At 68.2% G+C, this 18,586-nt stretch carries 16 protein-coding genes and 1 pseudogene; 8 read left to right on the forward strand and 9 right to left on the reverse strand.

The window, feature by feature from the left end:
- The first annotated feature begins 105 nt into the window (after positions 1 to 105).
- Positions 106 to 2,250, forward strand: coding sequence for a phosphocholine-specific phospholipase C (locus H0X91_RS31100; RefSeq protein ID WP_006484309.1), 2,145 nt, complete (start codon positions 106 to 108; stop codon positions 2,248 to 2,250).
- Positions 2,251 to 2,621: 371 nt separating this feature from the next.
- Positions 2,622 to 3,770 carry a branched-chain amino acid ABC transporter substrate-binding protein gene (locus H0X91_RS31105; RefSeq protein ID WP_006497706.1) on the forward strand — a complete coding sequence of 383 codons (1,149 nt, stop codon included), beginning with the start codon at positions 2,622 to 2,624 and terminating at the stop codon, positions 3,768 to 3,770.
- Positions 3,771 to 3,908: 138 nt separating this feature from the next.
- On the opposite strand, the gene H0X91_RS31110 is transcribed toward H0X91_RS31105, so the two are convergent.
- Complete coding sequence (locus tag H0X91_RS31110) at positions 3,909 to 4,658, reverse strand: FadR/GntR family transcriptional regulator (protein WP_006484310.1); 750 nt, start codon at positions 4,656 to 4,658, stop codon at positions 3,909 to 3,911.
- A gap of 358 nt (positions 4,659 to 5,016) precedes the next feature.
- On the opposite strand from H0X91_RS31110, the gene gudD reads away from it, so the two are divergent.
- The gene (gene gudD, locus H0X91_RS31115; protein ID WP_034200817.1) at positions 5,017 to 6,369 is read left to right on the forward strand and encodes a glucarate dehydratase; all 1,353 of its coding nucleotides are present in this window, start codon (positions 5,017 to 5,019) and stop codon (positions 6,367 to 6,369) included.
- Between the two features lie 80 nt (positions 6,370 to 6,449).
- Here the strand turns inward: gudD and H0X91_RS31120 are convergent, their stop codons facing one another.
- The 3 genes from H0X91_RS31120 to H0X91_RS31130 form a co-directional block, all read right to left on the reverse strand.
- Positions 6,450 to 6,914 carry a DUF2214 family protein gene (locus H0X91_RS31120; RefSeq protein WP_006497708.1) on the reverse strand — a complete coding sequence of 155 codons (465 nt, stop codon included), beginning with the start codon at positions 6,912 to 6,914 and terminating at the stop codon, positions 6,450 to 6,452.
- Between the two features lie 39 nt (positions 6,915 to 6,953).
- Positions 6,954 to 7,757, reverse strand: a complete 804-nt coding sequence (locus H0X91_RS31125; protein WP_006491691.1) for a hypothetical protein — start codon at positions 7,755 to 7,757, stop codon at positions 6,954 to 6,956.
- Positions 7,758 to 7,992: 235 nt separating this feature from the next.
- Positions 7,993 to 9,057, reverse strand: coding sequence for a glycosyltransferase family 4 protein (locus tag H0X91_RS31130; protein WP_006476459.1), 1,065 nt, complete (start codon positions 9,055 to 9,057; stop codon positions 7,993 to 7,995).
- Positions 9,058 to 9,621: 564 nt separating this feature from the next.
- On the opposite strand from H0X91_RS31130, the gene H0X91_RS31135 reads away from it, so the two are divergent.
- A complete protein-coding gene (locus H0X91_RS31135) occupies positions 9,622 to 11,448 on the forward strand; it encodes an ABC transporter ATP-binding protein (protein WP_062910887.1) in 1,827 nt (608 codons plus the stop codon).
- A gap of 82 nt (positions 11,449 to 11,530) precedes the next feature.
- Here the strand turns inward: H0X91_RS31135 and otsA are convergent, their stop codons facing one another.
- Complete coding sequence (gene otsA, locus H0X91_RS31140; protein WP_012492437.1) at positions 11,531 to 12,916, reverse strand: alpha,alpha-trehalose-phosphate synthase (UDP-forming); 1,386 nt, start codon at positions 12,914 to 12,916, stop codon at positions 11,531 to 11,533.
- Entirely contained in the window at positions 12,913 to 13,665 is a 753-nt protein-coding gene (gene otsB, locus H0X91_RS31145) for a trehalose-phosphatase (RefSeq protein ID WP_006488667.1), read from the reverse strand. The genes otsA and otsB overlap by 4 nt, the downstream gene beginning before the upstream one ends.
- Positions 13,666 to 13,943: 278 nt before the next feature.
- Here otsB and H0X91_RS31150 point away from each other — a divergent pair, with 278 nt between their 5' ends.
- From H0X91_RS31150 to H0X91_RS31160, 3 genes are read left to right on the forward strand one after another with little or no spacing between them, the layout of a single operon-like run.
- On the forward strand, positions 13,944 to 14,579 hold the full coding sequence (locus tag H0X91_RS31150; protein ID WP_196433630.1) for an SCO family protein: 636 nt from the start codon (positions 13,944 to 13,946) through the stop codon (positions 14,577 to 14,579).
- 8 nt (positions 14,580 to 14,587) lie between these two features.
- The gene (locus tag H0X91_RS31155) at positions 14,588 to 15,034 is read left to right on the forward strand and encodes a copper chaperone PCu(A)C (protein ID WP_006488671.1); all 447 of its coding nucleotides are present in this window, start codon (positions 14,588 to 14,590) and stop codon (positions 15,032 to 15,034) included.
- Between the two features lie 10 nt (positions 15,035 to 15,044).
- On the forward strand, positions 15,045 to 15,914 hold the full coding sequence (locus tag H0X91_RS31160) for a cytochrome c oxidase assembly protein (RefSeq protein ID WP_006491689.1): 870 nt from the start codon (positions 15,045 to 15,047) through the stop codon (positions 15,912 to 15,914).
- A gap of 22 nt (positions 15,915 to 15,936) precedes the next feature.
- Here H0X91_RS31160 and H0X91_RS31165 read toward each other — a convergent pair whose 3' ends face one another.
- Positions 15,937 to 16,428, reverse strand: a complete 492-nt coding sequence (locus tag H0X91_RS31165; RefSeq protein ID WP_006482188.1) for a GNAT family N-acetyltransferase — start codon at positions 16,426 to 16,428, stop codon at positions 15,937 to 15,939.
- 141 nt (positions 16,429 to 16,569) lie between these two features.
- Positions 16,570 to 17,436, reverse strand: a complete 867-nt coding sequence (locus H0X91_RS31170; protein WP_196433631.1) for a pirin family protein — start codon at positions 17,434 to 17,436, stop codon at positions 16,570 to 16,572.
- 111 nt (positions 17,437 to 17,547) lie between these two features.
- On the opposite strand from H0X91_RS31170, the gene H0X91_RS31175 reads away from it, so the two are divergent.
- Positions 17,548 to 18,465 (forward strand): LysR family transcriptional regulator, encoded by a 918-nt coding sequence (locus tag H0X91_RS31175; protein ID WP_196433632.1) that lies wholly within the window; start codon positions 17,548 to 17,550, stop codon positions 18,463 to 18,465.
- Between the two features lie 16 nt (positions 18,466 to 18,481).
- Here the strand turns inward: H0X91_RS31175 and H0X91_RS31180 are convergent.
- A pseudogene (locus tag H0X91_RS31180) lies at positions 18,482 to 18,586 on the reverse strand (IS110 family transposase); the annotation flags it as partial.

An 18,586-nucleotide genomic window follows, 5' to 3' on the forward strand; every position in this document is an offset into this window, starting at 1 on the left:
ATGCTCGCGGCGGCACGAACCGGCGCAGCCGCATCCTGCGACCCGGCGCGCGCCCTTCCCGCAGGTCCCGCCAATCGGCTTCCCCTTTACCGCACGATAACGACCATGACCCGATCGAACCGTCGTGACTTCCTGCGCGTCGCCGCCGGCACTGCCGGCGCCGCCGCGCTGAACCTGTTTCCGCCCGTGATCCGCGATGCGCTCGCGATTCCCGCGAACCGCCGTACCGGCACGATCCGCGACATCGAACACATCGTGATCCTGATGCAGGAGAACCGCTCGTTCGACCACTACTTCGGCACGATGCGCGGTGTCCGAGGCTTCGGCGATCCGCGCCCGCTGCGCCTCGCGAACGGCAAGTCGGTGTTCCATCAGCCGGTCGGCCCGGCCGAGCTGCTGCCGTTCCACCCGGGCGCGGACAAGCTCGGCCTGCAGTTCCTGCAGGACCTGCCGCACGGCTGGCAGGACATGCACGCCGCGTGGAACAAGGGCCGCTACGACCAGTGGGTGCCGAACAAGGGCACCACGACGATGGCGTACCTGAAGCGCGACGACATCCCGTTCCACTACCAGCTCGCCGATGCGTTCACGATCTGCGACGCGTACCACTGCGCGATCCCGAGCTCGACCGACCCGAACCGCTACTACATGTGGACGGGCTACGTCGGCAACGACGGCACGGGCGGCGGCCCGGTGCTCGGCAACGAGGAAAAAGGCTACGGCTGGACGACCTATCCGGAAGTGCTCGAACAGGCCGGCGTGTCGTGGAAGATCTACCAGGACGTCGGCACGGGACTCGACGCGAACGGCTCGTGGGGCTGGACGCAGAACCCGTACATCGGCAACTACGGCGACAACTCGCTGCTCTACTTCAACCAGTACCGCACCGCGCTGCCCGGCACGCCGCTGTACGACAAGGCCCGCACCGGCACCAACATCAGCGCCGGCGGCACGCTGTTCGACGTGCTGCAGCAGGACGTGAAGAACGGCACGCTGCCGCAGGTGTCGTGGATCTGCGCGCCGGAAGCGTATTCCGAGCACCCGAACTGGCCCGCGAACTACGGCGCGTGGTACATCGAGCAGGTGCTGAAGGCGCTCGTGTCGAATCCCGACGTGTGGAGCAAGACCGCGCTCTTCATCACGTACGACGAAAACGACGGCTTCTTCGACCACGTGCCGCCGCCGTTCGCGCCGCAGTCGCGCGCCAACGGGCTGTCGACGGTCGCGACGACCAACGAGGTGTTCGCCGGCGACGCGTCGCACATGGCCGGCCCGTACGGGCTCGGGCCGCGCGTGCCGATGCTCGTCGTGTCGCCGTGGACCAAGGGCGGCTGGGTCTGCTCGCAGACCTTCGATCACACGTCGCTGCTGCAATTCATCGAGGCGCGGTTCGGCGCGCAGTATCCGGTCACGGCCGCCAACGTGTCGCCGTGGCGCCGCGCGGTGTGCGGCGACCTGACCGCCGCATTCGACTTCGCGACGGCCGACGCCGGCTGGCCGACGCTGCCCGACACGAGCGGCTACGCGCCGCCCGACCGCGTGCGCCATCCCGACTACATCCCGGTGCCGCCGGTGCTGCAAAAGCTGCCGAAACAGGAAGCCGGGCTGCGTCCGGCGCGCGCGCTGCCGTACGAACTGTTCGTGCACGGCCGCGTCGAAGCCGCGAACGGCCAGTTCCGGCTGACCTTCGCGAACACGGGCCGCGCGGGCGCCGCGTTCCAGGTCCAGTCGCGCAACCGCGTCGACGGCCCGTGGGCGTACACGGTCGAAGCCGGCAAACGCGTCGCCGATACCTGGAGCGCCGCCGCGTCGCTCGGCCTGTACGACCTCGACGTGTACGGCCCGAACGGCTTCTACTGCCATTTCCGCGGCCCGTTCGCGACCGGCGTCGGCAGCGCGAACGTGAACCCCGAGGTGATCTACGGCTACGACGTCGCGAACGGCAACATCACGCTGCGCCTGATGAACCGCGGTCACAAGGCCGTGCGGCTCAAGGTCACGAACGCGTACGGCCACGGTCACGCGCGCACGTTCGACCTCGCGCCGGGCGCGCACGTCGACGATTACTGGGATCTGCGCGGCAGCCACGGCTGGTACGACCTGACCGTCAGCGACGGCCGGCTGCTCGGCTTCCTGCGTCGCTTCGCCGGTCACGTCGAAACCGGCCGCCCGAGCACCAGCGACCCGCTGATCCGCACGACCGCGTCGCACGACGACGCCGAAGCCGCGTCGGACGCCCTGTCCGACTGACGTCGCCCCACGCGCGGCGCGGCCCCCGGCGGGCCGCGCCGCGTCCTTGCCCCGCGCCGCTCTCCCTCCTTCCCGCCCGTGGCGTTCGCGACGGGAAACTCCCGATACCGGCCACCCGCGCGCGCGCGGAAGCTATGCGCAAATCCGCATCGAATGCGCGGCAAATTTCCAAGACCCGCGCATATCGGCGACCTATATATCGAAGCAATCGGGGCTCTTCGCGGAGCCTGACGGGAGATGTTTCCGAGGATCACGATGCCGACCTCCCCGCCCGATCCCGAGAAGCGGTCGAACCGCCCGCCCGTCGCACGCGCCCGGCTCGCCCTGGCGCGCGCGGTACCTACTCGCAGGTGTCGAACAAGAGGAACAACATGAAATTCCGTCATTCCCTGCTGTCGGTGTCGATTGCATCCGCGCTTGCCCTCCTCTCGCAACAGGCCGCCCAGGCTGCCGACGCAACCGACGTGAAGGTCGGCTTCGCCGCGCCGCTCACGGGCGTGAACGCCGGCTACGGCAAGGACCTGCAAAACGGCGTCCAGCTCGCGCTCGACGATGCGGTCGCACAGAAGGTGCAGATCGCCGGCAAGCCGGCCCGCTTCAATCTCGTCGTGCAGGACGACCAGGCCGACCCGCGCATCGGCGTGCAGGCCGCGCAGGCGCTGGTCGACCAGAACGTGTCGGTCGTGGTCGGTCACTTCAACTCGGGGACGACGATCCCGGCGTCGGTGGTCTACGACAAGGCCGGCATTCCGGTGATCGACCCGGCCGCGACCAACCCGACGCTCACGTCGCGCGGGCTCGCGAACATGTTCATGGTGATCGCGACCGACGGCCAGAACGCCGGCAACGCGGGCAAGTACGCGGTCGACGTGACGAAGGCGAAGCGCATCGCGATCATCGACGACCGCACCGCGTTCGGCCAGGGCGAGGCCGACGAATTCGAGAAGGCCGTGAAGGCCGCCGGCGGCAACCTCATCGGGCGCGAGTTCACCAGCAACCAGGCGGTCGATTTCCGCGCGCAGATCACGAGCCTGAAGGCCAAGAATCCCGACCTGATCTTCTTCGGCGGCCTCGATTCGCTCGCGGCGAACTTCATCAAGCAGATGCGCCAGCTCGGGCTGAACGCGCAGTTCGTCGGCGGCGGCGGCGTGAAGGACAACGAGTTCATCAAGATCGCGGGCCCGGCCGCGGAAGGCGCGATGGCGTGGGAATACGGCCGGCCGCTCGACGAGCTGCCGCAGGGGAAGGATTTCGAGGCGCGCTTCAAGAAGCGCTTCGGCGTCGACGTGCTGTCGTATGCGCAGTTCGGCTATGACGCGGCGTGGGCGGCGATCAAGGCGATGCAGGCGGCCGGCTCGACCGACCCGAAGGCCTATCGCCCGGCGCTGAAGAAGATCGATTTCGAAGGCGTGACCGGCCGCATCTCGTTCGCGAACGACGGCTCGCTGAAGAGCGGGATGTCGACGCTGTACCAGGTGAAGAACGGCGCGTGGAAGACGATCGTGACGAAGGGAGGCTGATCGGCGAGGCAGGCGGACGGCCGGCGGCGGGAGCGCCGCCTGGCCGGGAGATCGCGGCGGTCATACCGATCTCATACGACGACTGATGTTAAAGCAATCCAGGTAGGCCCGCCGTGTCGCGGGCCCTGTCACGCAACGTCAGCCCGCCTCGGCCTCGGCCGCCTCGTGCGCGCGGCGCAGCCGCTCGCGGCTGTTGGTGAGGTGCGTGCGCATCGCGGCGCGGGCGGCTTCCGGGTCGTGGCGCGCGATCGCCTCGTAGATGTCTTCGTGCTCGTGGTTCAGCCGGCCGACGTAGCGCTCGAGATCGTCGCCGGCGAAGCGCGCGGAATTCACGCGGGTGCGCGGGATGATCGACGTGCCGAGCTGCGTCATGATGTCGACGAAATAGCGGTTGCCGGTGGATTGCGCGATCTGCAGGTGGAACTGGAAGTCGAGCTGCGCGGTGTCGCGGCCGCCGCCCGCGCCCGTCGCGATCGCGTCGAGCGCGCGCCGCAGCGCGGCGAGATCGGTATCGTTCGCGCGCTGCGCGGCCAGGCTCGCGCACTCGCTTTCGAGGCTGATGCGCAGCTCCAGCACCGCGAGCACGTCGCGCAGCGTCGTGATCGTCGCGGGATCGATGCCGAGCGTCTGGCGGCGCGACGGCTCCAGCACGAAGCTGCCGATGCCGTGGCGCGTCTCGATGAGGCCGCTCGCCTGCATCCGCGAGATCGCCTCGCGCACGACCGTACGGCTCACGCCCTGCGCCGCCATGACTTCGGTTTCGGTCGGCAGCTTGTCGCCGGGACGCAGCGTGCCGTTTTCGATCTGCGCGGTCAGCGCGTCGACGACATCTTGTGCGAGGCTGCGTGCGCGACGGCGCGGCGCTGCGGGAAGCGTAGGCACGGACATGTGGCCGGTTCCTTTTTGAATGATCGTAATGTGAGCCGAGGGTTTACGCGGGGTTTGAGCGAAAGCCGATGATTCATTATACTGCGTCACAAGTCATCCGACGACTGATGATCGGCGCACGGATCTCCTGTCGACCCAGGTCGGCTGTACAGCACCGCCCGGTCCCGTGCGCGACGATCGACCTGCGTTCGCGTTCTGCGCTCCGCTGGCCCGGTTGTCGCTCCCACCCCGTTTCGGGTTGCGTCGACATGCGGGGCTTGCGCGCCACGCACGTCGGTTGTCGAATGATCGCACCTCCCGCCGCGCGCGGCAAAGCTTTTGCCGCACGGCATCGCCCACTCTTTCGCCATCGCCGCCCATGAACGCCGTCACTGCCTCGCCCTCCCCCGACACGCCGCGCATCGTCGACCTGCAAGCGATTCCGGTCGCCGGCCACGACAGCATGCTGCTCAACCTGAGCGGGGCGCACGGCCCGTTCTTCACCCGCAACCTCGTGATCCTGAAGGACAGCGCGGGTCGCACGGGCGTCGGCGAAGTGCCGGGCGGCGAAAGCATCCGCCGCACGCTCGACGACGCGCGGGCGCTCGTCGTCGGCCAGCCGGTCGGCAATTATCATGCGGTGCTCAACGACGTGCGGCGCACCTTCGCCGACCGCGACGCGAGCGGCCGCGGGCTGCAGACCTTCGACCTGCGCACGACGATCCACGCGGTCACCGCGCTCGAGGCCGCGCTGCTCGACCTGCTCGGCCAGCATCTCGGCGTGCCGGTCGCCGCACTGCTCGGCGAAGGCCAGCAGCGCGAGCGGGTCGAAATGCTCGGCTACCTGTTCTACGTCGGCGATCGCACGAAGACCGCGCTCCCGTATCGCGACGGCCGCGGCGCGACCGACGACTGGACGTGCGTGCGCGACGAAGCCGCGCTGACGCCCGAAGCCGTCGTACGGCTTGCCGAGGCCGCGCATGCGCGCTACGGCTTCAACGACTTCAAGCTGAAGGGCGGTGTATTCGCGGGCGCCAGCGAGATCGAAGCCGTGACGGCGCTCGCCGAGCGCTTCCCCGACGCGCGCGTGACGCTCGATCCGAACGGCGCATGGTCGCTCGACGAGGCCGTGCGGTTGTGCCGGGATCAGCATCACGTGCTCGCGTATGCGGAAGATCCGTGCGGTGCGGAGAACGGTTACTCGGGCCGCGAAGTGATGGCCGAATTCCGCCGCGCGACGGGGCTGCCGACGGCGACCAACATGATCGCGACCGACTGGCGGCAGATGGGCCATGCGGTGCAGTTGCACGCCGTCGACATCCCGCTCGCCGATCCGCACTTCTGGACGATGCAGGGCTCGGTGCGGGTCGCGCAGATGTGCCGCGACTGGGGCCTCACGTGGGGTTCGCATTCGAACAACCACTTCGACGTGTCGCTCGCGATGTTCACGCACGTCGCGGCCGCGGCGCCGGGCCAGGTCACCGCGATCGACACGCACTGGATCTGGCAGGACGGCGAACGGCTGACGCGCGAGCCGCTGAAGATCGAGAACGGGCTGGTGGAAGTGCCGAAGCGGCCGGGGCTCGGGATCGACATCGACATGGATGCGGTCGCGCTCGCGCACGAGCTGTACAAGCAGCACGGCCTCGGCGCCCGCGACGACGCGGCGGCGATGCAGTATCTGATCCCGGGCTGGACGTTCAACAACAAGCGCCCCTGCCTCGTGCGCTGAGCGCGGACCGACCGGGCGGCGACGTCGCCCGGTCACATCTGGCCGGGCGCCCTAGCCGCGCGCCCCTTAACCGGGCGCCCCTAGCCGGGCGCCCCTATTCCCCGCGCCATCCCCGACGCGGCGAACACGATGACGATCACCAGCACCGCCTGCCAGTGGCCGATCCGCACGTAGGTGCGCGCACGGCCGATATCGGGCAGTTGCTGCCGCCGCGCGGCGATACGCCAGCGGATCAACCCCAGCATCGGCACGATCTCGAGCAGCAGGATCAGCACGAGCGCGGTCATCTTCAGGTGAAAGAGCGGTTCGTGCAGGTAGTACGCGGTCCCTTTCTCGAAACCGCCGAACGCGCGCGCGAGGCCCGTCGCGATCAGCACGAGCGCGGACAGTCCCCAGACCGCATCCGCCTTGAACACGCCAGGCAAATCGGCCGCCTGCGCCGATGCGATGAACCGGCGCAACGCGCGGTTACGCCCGGCGATCGCGGCAAACGCGACGCCGAACGCACTGAGGTGAATGGCAGCCAGCAACCAACGGACGATCATCCCGCCTCCTTGTCGCCCGCGCCCGGTGCGCGAGCCGTGTCAGACGATCTGCTTGAGCGCCGCGTCGAGCGCGAGCACCGCGACGCGGTCGCCCTCGGTCGCGAGCGGCGTGCGCATCACGATCTGCCGGTTGTGGCCGACAGCCGCCGGCGAATCCCACAGCAGTTCCACCTTCGGGCGATTGAACAGGCTGCCGCGACGCGGCGGCACGACCGCCGGCTGCGCGCCCTGCTCGCCCGCGGCGGGCGTCGCGGCGCGACCGGGCCAACGCACCGACAGTTCGCGCGCATCGTACTGGCCGACCTTGCGGCTTTCCATCCAGACGATCGCGGTGCGCGTCAGCACGTCGAGCGAGATCGCATACCGGCCGACCGCGAAGCGGCGTGCGGCCACGTTGGTCCGCCACAGCGGCCGCGGCCGGCAGATCCATACGATCGCCGCGTACAGCGCCGGCGCGGCGACGAGCCAGCCGTTGGTTGCCGTCACCGCATGCAGCGCGCGGCGCCAGCCGGCCGCCCACGTGAACGCGCCGATCGACCATACGGCGAACAGGAAACCGATCAGCGCGAACACGCGCAGCGCCTGGCGCAGCCACTGCGGCAGCGGATGGAACGGCCGCTCGGCCCGGGCGGCGGCGCCCGGCAGCGCGAGCAGCAGGAAGATTAGGATGAGGTAGATGAATGCCCACGGCGACGACACCATCGCCGACAGCGACGCGCGATAGCCCATCTGGGACATCGAGAACAGCCAGCGCGCGAGCAGTACGAGACCGATCGCGCGCAACGCGAAGATCACGCCGGCGCCGGGGGCCGGCGCTGCGCGCGTGGTTTTCGTTCTCGCCAAGACTGCTCTCCTCTGGATATTCGTACCGGCCGGATTTCACGGCACGGCCATTATAGGGACATTACCGTCTGGACAGACGGCCGGATGGCGTGCCGGGCCGCTTCGAAGGCCGTTCGCGGCGCCGGGCGCGGCGAGAATACAACAGATCCGCGCCGCAGATGTGACAACGCCCCGCCGGAAAACCCGGACGGGGCGTCGTGACGGCCGCGCGCCGCAGTATGGCGGCGGCCCGCGATCAGCTCGCGTTGACTTCGCGGAGCACCGTGCGGCGCTTCTGGCGCAGCAGTTCCTCGTAGCCCTTCACGTAGTTCTGCGCCATCACCTTCGACGAGAAACGGGCTTCGAACGCGGCGCGCACCTTCTCGCGCGGCAGCGTATCGAGGCGCTTGAGCGCGGCGACGGCCGACAGTTCGTCTTCGACGACGAAGCCCGACACGCCGTTGTCGATCACTTCCGGCACCGAGCCGCGCTTGAACGCGATCACCGGGGTGCCGCAGGCCATCGCCTCGATCATCACCAGGCCGAAGGGCTCCGGCCAGTCGATCGGGAACAGCAGCGCATGCGCGTTGCCAAGGAATTCGGTCTTTTCCGACTCGCTGATTTCGCCGATGTACTCGACGTGCGGCAGCGCGAACAGCGGCTTGATCTTCTCTTCGTAGTACGCGCGGTCAGCCTTGTCGAGCTTCGCGGCGATCTTGATCGGCAGGCCGGCCTGCTCGGCGATGCGGATCGCCGTGTCGACGCGCTTCTCCGGCGAGATACGGCCGAGGAACGCGAGGTAGCTCGGCTTCACGTTCGGGATCGGCGTCAGCAGGTTTTCCGGCAGGCCGTGGTACACGGTCGACAGCCAGTTCGCCTGCGGCAGCGGGATGCGCTGGTTGTCGGAGATCGACACGACCGGCACGTCGCTGAATGCGTTGAAGATCGGCTGCAGTTCCGGCAGGTCGAGACGGCCGTGCATCGTCGTCAGATGCGGGACCGGCTGGCGCGAGAACAGCGAGAACGGGTAGTAGTCGATGTGGCAGTGCAGGACGTCGAACTCTTCCGCGCGGCGGCGCACCTGCTCGAGGAGCAGCATGTGCGGGGCCATCACGTCGCGGATCGTCGGGTCGAGGCGCAGCGCCTGCGGCCAGCACGCTTCGAGTTTCGCGGAAGTCTGCGAATCGCCGCTCGCGAAGAGCGTGACGTCATGCCCCATCTCGACAAGTGCTTCGGTGAGGTAGGACACCACTCGCTCGGTACCGCCGTACAGTTTCGGGGGCACCGCTTCATGCAACGGAGCGATTTGGGCGATTCGCATGCGTAACTCCTAAAAAATCGGCAAAAAACCAGGTATGGGTCGGCAACCTGCCGGCGGTCCGGGCTGGATGCAGGTCGTCCGAAAGTCGGACGAATCAGCCTGCCGGGGGCGTCGAACCCGCGCTGCTCAAGGAGCGTCGGCGACGCGACAGGCATAGAACGTTTGAAACGAAGACCCGTTGACAGGGGTTCGTAAAAAAACCTGGAATCGAACCCGGAGCCGATTATCTAGGGTTAATCCCGATACGGCGCACAACATTTCAAACACTTTACTTTGTTACAAAGGTGCAACACTTTGCAACCCGCGGACTCGGGTGTCCGTTCTAGAGTGGAAGGCCCTTTTGGCGATCCTCGTTACCCGCCGCTGCCGGCAGCGTGATTCCGGCACCTGCGGCAGGACGGGATGCCGGATTTTATCTCAAAATCGATCGCGAGCCTCTGGCCAAGGCAAGATTCGCGCAGCGCAACGCAGGCCTTGTTTACAATGCCGGATTAGTCAGTCCGGGCGAACGCCGGCCCGCGATCCAGCCGCCACGCTCAATCACCGAATCACCGCACGCATATTTTGGAATCTCTCACCCCCGCCCAGCGCAACGCCTACAACGCGAAGCTGTCGAGCTACGCGCATCGGCCGATCGCGTTCCTGTTCCGCTACATCCGCCGCCACCCGGTCGCGCACCTGGTCGTGCTCTGCAGCGTGCTGGCCGCCGTCGGCTGCGCGCTCGGCTCGCAATACGCGATCAAGCACCTGATCGACGTGCTGGCGACCGGGCGCCATCATCCGGGCCCGCTGTGGAGCGCGTTCGCGCTGCTCGTCGGGCTGATCGCGGCCGACAACCTGCTGTGGCGCGTCGGCGGCTGGGTCGCCGCGCATACGTTCGTCGCGGTCACCGGCGACCTGCGGCGCGACCTGTTCCAGTACCTGATCGGCCATTCGCCGACGTATTACTCGGAGAAGCAGCCGGGTACGCTCGCCAGCCGCATCACGGCCACGTCGAACGCGGTGTACACGTCGGAGAACACGATGGCGTGGAACGTGCTGCCGCCGTGCATCGCGGTGATGGGCGCGATCCTGATGATCATCGTCGTCAATCCGCTGATGGCGGCCGGCCTGCTCGGCTGTTCGGCCGTGCTGTCCGTCATCCTGTTCAAGCTCGCCGGCCGCGGCTCGGCGCGCCACCACGCGTTCGCGGCGAAGGCCGCGGCCGTCGACGGCGAACTCGTCGACGTGATCGGCAACATGGGCCTCGTGCGCGCGTTCGGGATGACGCTGCGCGAACAGAAGCGCTTCGGCGCAACGGTCAAGGCCGAGATGGATGCGCGCCAGCAGAGCCTGCTCTATCTCGAGAAACTGCGGCTGTTGCATGCGGTGGTCACCGCGATGCTGTCCGCCGGCCTGCTCGGCTGGGCGCTGTGGCTGTGGGACCAGGGCCGCGCGACGTCGGGCGACATCGTGCTCGTCAGCTCGCTCGGCTTCACGATCCTGCACGGCACGCGCGATCTCGCGGTCGCGCTCGTCGACGTCACGCAGCACGTCGCACGCCTGTCCGAAGCGGTGAAGACGCTGCTCGAACCGCACGGCATGCCGGATCGCTCGGATGCGCAGCCGCTGTCGGCCAAGGGCGGCCGCGTCGACTTCGAGCGCGTGACGTTCGCGTATCCGCACCGCCGCGCGATCCTCGACCACTTCGACCTTCATATCGAGCCGGGCCAGCGTGTCGGGCTGATCGGCAAGTCGGGCGCGGGCAAGTCGACCGTGCTGGCGCTGCTGCAGCGCTTCTACGACACGCAGGACGGCGTCGTGATGGTCGACGGCCAGGACGTGAAGGGCATCACGCAGGACAGCCTGCGCCACGCGATCGCGCTGGTGCCGCAGGACATCTCGCTGCTGCACCGGACGATCTACGACAACATCGCGTACGGCCGCCCCGATGCGACCCGCGACGAAGTGCTCGCCGCCGCGCGCGACGCGCGCTGCGCGGAGTTCATCGAGGCGATGCCGGAAGGCTATGACACGATCGTCGGCGACCGCGGCGTCAAGCTGTCGGGCGGCCAGCGCCAGCGTATCGCGATCGCGCGCGCGATCCTGAAGGATGCGCCGATCCTGCTGCTCGACGAAGCGACGTCGGCGCTCGACAGCGCGTCCGAGGAAGCGATCCAGAGCGCGCTCGATCGCCTGATGGTCGGCCGCACGGTGATCGCGATCGCGCACCGCCTGTCGACGCTGCGCAACTTCGACCGCATCATCGTGATGAACAACGGCAAGGTGATCGACGACGGCCCGCCCGACGTGCTGCGCAGCCGTCCCGGCCTGTATCGCGACCTGCTCGCGAAACAGCACGGCCGCCATCATGCGGACGGCAGCACGCCGACCGGCGAACGCGTGGCCTGACGCGCCGGCATACCGCCGCGCCGACAAAAAAGCCGCCGTGCTTGCGCACGGCGGCTTTTTCAATTGCACCACCAGCAATAGTTCAGACGTGCTGCAGATCGCGCAGGAAATTGTCGCGCCACACCGACACGTTGTTCTCGCGAAGCTGCGCGATCATGTCCGCGTAACGCGCCCGCCGCTCGGCGAGCGGCATCGTCAACGCCTGCGACAGCGCATCGGCCATCCCGTCGATATCGATCGGATTGACGATCAGCGCGCCCGTGAGCTCGCGCGCGGCACCCGCGAAGCGCGACAGCACCAGCACGCCCGGATCGTCCGGATTCTGCGCGGACACGTACTCCTTCGCGACGAGGTTCATCCCGTCGCGCAGCGGCGTCACGAAGCCCACACGCGCAAGGCGGTACAGCGCGGCGAGCACCTGGCGGTCGTACTGACGGTGAATGTAGAGGATCGGCGCCCAGTCGAGCTCCGCGTAGCGCCCGTTGATGCGCCCGGACTCCGCTTCGAGCTGCAGGCGGATGTCCTGGTACGCACGCAAATCCGCGCGCGTCGACGGCGCGATCTGCAGGAACGACACGCGGTTGCGGATCGACGCCTGGTGTTCGAGCAGCTTCTCGAAGGCCCGGAAGCGCTCGACGAGCCCCTTCGAATAATCGAGCCGGTCGACGCTCATGATCAGTTGCCGCCCGCGCAGCGACGTCGCGAGCGTGCGCACCGCCTTGCCGTGTTCGCCCGCCTGCGCGAGCGACGCAATCTCGTCCGGATATACGCCGATCGGATAGGCGGCCGCGCGCAGCGTCTGACCGAACGCCCGGACGTGCACCGTGTGCCCGTCGCGCTCGACGTCGCCGTCCGCCTCGAACTCGACGTAGTCGCAGAACGCGCGCAGATCGGGCTCGGTCTGGAAACCGAGCAGATCGAACGCGCACAGCGACTCGACGAGTTCGCGGTGCGGCGGTACGTTGACGAGCACCTGCGCGGCCGGAAACGGAATGTGCAGGAAGAAGCCGATGCGGTTCTTCACACCGGCGTCGCGCAGCGCGCGCGCGAACGGAATCAGGTGATAGTCGTGCACCCAGATCACGTCGTCGTCCTGCAGCAGCGGCACGAGCTGCTGCGCGAGCCAGACGTTGACGCGGCGATAACCGTCGAACTCGTGGCGATCGTACTGGATCAGGTCCGCGCGGTAATGGAACGCGGGCCACAGCGTCGCGTTCGAGAACCCGCGGTAATACTGGTCGTAATCGCGACGCGACAGCCCGACGGTCGCGAACGTCACGGGCCCGCGCTCCTCGATGCGGATCTGCGGCTGCGGCGCGCCGGACGCGACCACTTCGCCGCTCCAGCCGAACCACATGCCGCCGGTTTCCTTCAGCGCGTCATAGACGCCGATCGCGAGGCCGCCCGCCGCCGGTTCGCCTTCCGAAATCGGCGCGACGCGGTTTGAAACGATGATGAGCCGGCTCATGCGTGCGGCTGCCCCGCGCCGAGCCAGCATGCGATCTGCTCATGCAGTGCGTCGACCGAATCGAGCCGCATGCGCGCGGACGTCTCGCCCGCGCCGACCTTGATCGACAGGCCGCCGCGCGCGTTGACCACCGCGAAACCCTTCTCGTCGGTCAGGTCGTCGCCCGCGAACAGCGGCACGCGGCCCGCAAAGGGCGGCTCGTCGAGGAACGCGGCCAGCGCGCGCCCCTTGTCGACGCCCTTCGGCTTGATCTCGAACACCATCTTGCCCGGTTGCAGCACGTACGCATCCGCATAGTCGGCGACGAGGCGCTCGGCCGCTTCGCGCGCCACCGCCTCGCGCTCGGGCGCGTTGCGAAAGTGCAGCGCGACGGCCGCGCCCTTGATCTCGAGCAGCATGCCAGGATGGCGGTCGACCACGTCCGCGAGCTCGCGCTCGATGCGCAGCAGGCGTTCGTCGTTGAAGCCGATGCGCTGCGTGTCGCCGTTCGCATCGCGGCGCTCCGCGCCGTGCAGGCCGGCGATCGGCAGATCGGGCATCTTCAGGAAAGTGTCGAGATTGTCGATGCCGCGCCCGGACACGATCGCGACCGCGCCGTGCGAGCGGCGCGACAGCTCGTCGAGCAACGTCAGCAGCGACGGCGGAACGTGAATGCTGTCGGGGGTCGGCGCGAGCTCGACGAGCGTGCCGTCGAAGTCGAAGAAGAACGCGGTATCGGTGAGGGACAGGGAAGCCGGAACGGATTGCATCGATTCGATAGTCTGAGGGCGACCGGAAAATGCCGGGCCGCCGCTGCGCGAATGGAGTTGTGCGCATCTTACCGCGCCTGCGCCCCCAGATGGGCGAAACCGGGGCCGCGCGAACACCGCGCCGCCCGCCGCGTCAACTGCGACATATTGCCCCGCTCGCCCGCCCCGCAGGGGTTTCGAAAGGACGCAGGCGCGCGAATTGCGCTACAGTCGCAACCGCCTGCCGCGCGGCGCATGGCATCGCGCCCCGGCTATCCATCGTCCGATCGAGCCCCAGGATGTCGTCTGCCCGCCTCGCGCCGCACCGGCGCCTCTCCCGCCTCATCCGCGCGACCGCGGCCCTCGCCGCCGTCGTGGCGCTCGCCGCGTGCACGCACGACGAGCCGCGCTGGAACCTGACCAACGTCACCGGCCACCTGCCCGACCTGTCGTTCAAGCTGACGGGCGGCGACGGCCATCCCGTCGACGCCGATGCATTCCGCGGCCGCGTCGCGCTCGTCTACTTCGGCTACACGCACTGCCCCGATGTCTGCCCCGAAACCCTCGCGCGGCTGATGGAAGTACTGGCGAAGCTCGGCCCGCAGGCGGACGACGTGCGCATCCTGTTCGTCTCGGTCGATCCCGCGCGCGATACGCCGCTGGCGATGCAGTCCTATGTCGCCGCGTTCGACGCCGCGCATGCGCGCGGCCTGACCGGCACCGACGGCCAGATCGAATCGCTGGCCAAGCGCTATCGCGTCGCGTATCAGATGGAAAAACGCGATCCGTCCGGCGGCTACGAAGTGACGCACAGCTCGGCCGTCTACATCTTCGACGCGACCGGCCGCGCGCGCCTGCTCGCGACCGATCGCGATTCGCCCGACGCCATCGCCGCCGATGTGCGCCGGATCATCGACACCGCCTCCACGACCTGAATTCCGCCATGAACACGAAAACGACCCTCAAGACGTTCGCCCTCGTCGCCGCGCTGTGCGCCGGCGCCCATGCATATGCCGCCGGCGCGATCAGCGCGCAGAACGCGTGGGTGCGCTGGCTGCCGAACAAGCTGCCCGCGGGCGGCTACGTGACGCTCGTGAATACGAGCGACAAGCCGGTCGATCTCGTCGACGTCGACAGTCCCGACTACGGGATGGCCATGCTGCACCAGACGGTCTCGAACGGCTCGACGCAGAAGATGGAGATGGTCGACAAGCTGACGATCCCCGCGCGCGGCAAGGTCGACATCGCGCCGGGCGGCTATCACTTCATGCTCGAGGAGCCGAAGCACGCGATCAAGCCGGGCGACACCGTGCACCTGCGCCTGAAATTCTCCGACGGCGAAACGGTCGATGCACCGTTCCCCGTGAAATCGCCGGCCCAGACGAAGTGATGCGCGCGCGATGAACCTCCTGTACTGGCTCGATCCGTGGGAACCGTCGCCGACCGTGGTCATCGCGGTGCTGGCGGCCGCCGTGCTGTTCGCGCGCGGCGTGAAAAAGGCGAAGGTGTCGCCGCTGCGGCAGTTCTCGTTCTGGTTCGGGCTGACGGCGCTCTATATCGCGCTGCATACGCGGCTCGACTATTTCTTCGAGCATGAATTCTTCATGCACCGCGCGCAGCATCTCGTGCTGCATCACCTCGGGCCGTTCTTCATCGCGCTGTCCTATCCGGGCGCGGCGATCCGCGCGGGCATTCCGTTTCGCTGGCGGCAGCGCTTCGTGCGCCCCGCGCTCGCATGGGCGCCGGTGCGCGCGACGCTCGACGTGGTGTTCCATCCGGTCGTCGCGGTCGTGCTGTTCGTCGGGCTGATCTATTTCTGGCTGCTGTCGCCGATCCATTTCATCGCGATGCTCGACTGGCGTCTCTATCGCGTGATGAACTGGAGCATGGTGATCGACGGGCTGCTGTTCTGGTGGCTCGTCGTCGATCCGCGTCCCGCGCCGCCCGCGCGGCTGTCGCCGGGCCGCCGGATCCTGATCGTCGTCGCGGCGATCCCGCCGCAGATCGCGCTCGGCGCGCTGATCTTCTTCACGCCGCACGAGCTGTATCCGATCTACTCGATCTGCGGCCGCGCGTTCACGTGGCTGAGCCCGCTGCGCGACCAGCAGATCGGCGGCCTGCTGCTGTGGATTCCCGGCTCGATGATGAGCGTGATCGGCGCGCTGATCGCGCTGCGGCACTGGCTGCGGCTATCCGCGCGCGGGCGGCTGATCGGCGAGCGCGCCGCGCAGCGCGCGGACAAACCGCCCGTCGCACGCGCCGCGCACTGACTGCGGCGGCGCCTAGCGCGCGTCACGCGCGTGCGCTGCTCATCCACACGTGCGGGATGCCGTCCTCGTCGTGCACGTCCGAACTCGGCGTGAAGCCGAATGCCCCGTAGAACCGCTGCAAGTGAGCCTGCGCATGCAGGCTTACCGGCGTATCCGGCCATTGCGCGCGGATATGCTCGAGCGCGCGCGACAGCAGCCCGTTGCCGAGGCCCGCGCCGCGAAACGCGGCGGTCGTCAGCACGCGGCCGATGCGCACGTCGGTGTGTTGCGCATCGGGCAGCAGCACGCGCAGATAGCCGGCCAGGCGGCCGGCCGGATCGAAGGCGGCCAGGTGCCACGCGGCCTGGTCCGCATCGTCGATGTCGCGATACACGCAATTCTGTTCGACGACGAATACGGCGCTGCGCGCCTCCAGGATCGAATAGATTTCGCGCGCGGTCAGCGCGTCGAAGGATTTCCAGCGCCAGTCGAGATCGGCGGTACGCGGGGATGCGGCAGGTGCGGATGCGTTCATGTGCGGTCCTGATTCGGGCGCGCCGACCGGCGCGCGACAACCGTCGATTATGCCTCGAACCGCCCCACGCGCGCGACCGCGTGCCACGCGCGAAAAAAGGCCCCGCATTGCGCGGGGCCTGCTCGTCACACCGTCATGCCGTCATGCCGGCATCTGGCCGAAGCGGCCGCTGTTGAAGTCCTCGATCGCGGTACGGATCTCCGCTTGCGAGTTCATCACGAACGGACCGTAACCGACGACCGGCTCGTCGATCGGCTCGCCGCTCAGGATCAGCAGCTTCGCGTCGCCGCTCGCTTCGATCTCGACGTCGCTACCGTCGCGGCCGAGTTGCACGAACTGCGCCTCGCGGGCCACCGTCTCGCCGTTCACCTGCACGGTGCCGCTCAGCACGACCACCGCGAGCGTCCGCCCTTCGGCGACCGGGAACCGCGCATGGCCGCCGGCCACGAGCCGCACGTCCCACACGTCGATCGGCGTGTGCGTGCGGGCCGGGCCGCGCCGCCCGTCGAGTTCACCGGCGATGATCCGCGCCCGCCCGGCGCCGTCCGGCAGCTCGACCACCGGGATATCGGCGTTCAGCAGCGTCTGGTACCCGGGCGCGCCCATCTTGTCCGCGGCGGGCAGGTTCACCCACAGCTGCACCATCTCGAGCGGGCCGCCCTGCTTCGTGAACGCCTCCGAGTGGAATTCCTCGTGCAGAATCCCGCTCGCGGCCGTCATCCACTGCACGTCGCCCGGGCCGATCGTGCCGCCCGCACCGGTCGAGTCGCGGTGCGCGACTTCGCCGTCATAGACGATCGTCACCGTTTCGAAGCCGCGGTGCGGATGCTGGCCGACACCGCGCGGCGCGGTCGTCGGTTCGAACGTCGCGGGGCCGGCGTAATCGAGCAGCAGGAACGGGCTCAGATGCGTGCCATGAGACTGGTAGCTGAACATCGAACGCACCGGGAACCCGTCGCCGACCCAATGGCCGCGCGGCGCACTGTACACACCCTGGATCTTCTTCATTACCCTTCTCCATATTGCGGCGAAACCCGTGTTTCGCATCCATGAGTGACAATATAGAGATGGAACGAACGATCCGGTAGACTGCCGAAATCGCACTCAGCGTTCCATTTCATGAACGATAAAGCGCGGGATCTGAACGATCTCTATTACTTCGTGCAGGTCGTCGAACACGGCGGCTTCGCGCCGGCCGGGCGCGCGCTGGACATGCCGAAATCGAAGCTGAGCCGGCGCATCGCGCTGCTCGAGGCGCGGCTCGGGATGCGGCTGATTCAGCGTTCGACGCGCCGCTTCACGGTCACCGACGTCGGCCAGACCTATTACGCGCACTGCCGCGCGATGCTCGTCGAGGCCGACGCCGCCGACGAGGCGATCGCGCTGCTGCACGAGGAGCCGCGCGGCATCGTGCGTGTCAGTTGCCCGATCGTGCTGCTCGATTCGCTGGTCGGCACGATGATCGCCGCGTTCATGGCCGTGTGCCCGCGCGTCGAGATCCACCTGGAAGCGACCAACCGGCGCGTCGACGTGGTCGGCGAAGGGATCGACGTCGCGATCCGCGTGCGCCCGCCGCCACTCGAGGACAGCGATCTCGCGCTACGCGTGCTCGCGGAGCGCGGCCAGTGTCTCGTCGCGAGCCCCGCACTGCTGCGCGAGCACGGTGTACCGGCCGTTCCCGCCGATCTCACGCGCCTGCCGAGTCTCGACCACGGCGTGCCGCAGTCCACGCACGTGTGGCGGCTGCGCGGGCCCGACGGCGCGCAGGCGGAAATCCATCACCAGCCGCGCTTCGTGACGGGCGGCATGCTCGCGCTGCGCGCGGCGGCCGTCGCGGGCGTCGGCGTCGTGCAATTGCCGACGATGATGGTGCGCGATGAAGTCGCGCGCGGCGAACTGACGACCGTCCTGCCGGACTGGGCCCCGCGCCGCGAAATCGTGCACGCGGTGTTCGCGTCGCGCCGCGGGCTGCTGCCGGCGGTGCGGGCGCTGCTCGATTTCCTGGCCGAACGGTTCGCCGAACTCGAACCCGACTGAGTAACCGTCTTCCGAGTCAAGCCCGATGAAGTGAATCGTCCCAAGGCGTGTTGGTTTTGACCATGGCATTGAGCATGGTTAGGAGCTTGCGCATGCAGGCAACAAGCGCGACCTTGGACAG

Origin of the sequence: Burkholderia sp. 9777_1386 (assembly GCF_015712265.1) — a bacterium.
Taxonomy (GTDB): domain Bacteria; phylum Pseudomonadota; class Gammaproteobacteria; order Burkholderiales; family Burkholderiaceae; genus Burkholderia; species Burkholderia cenocepacia.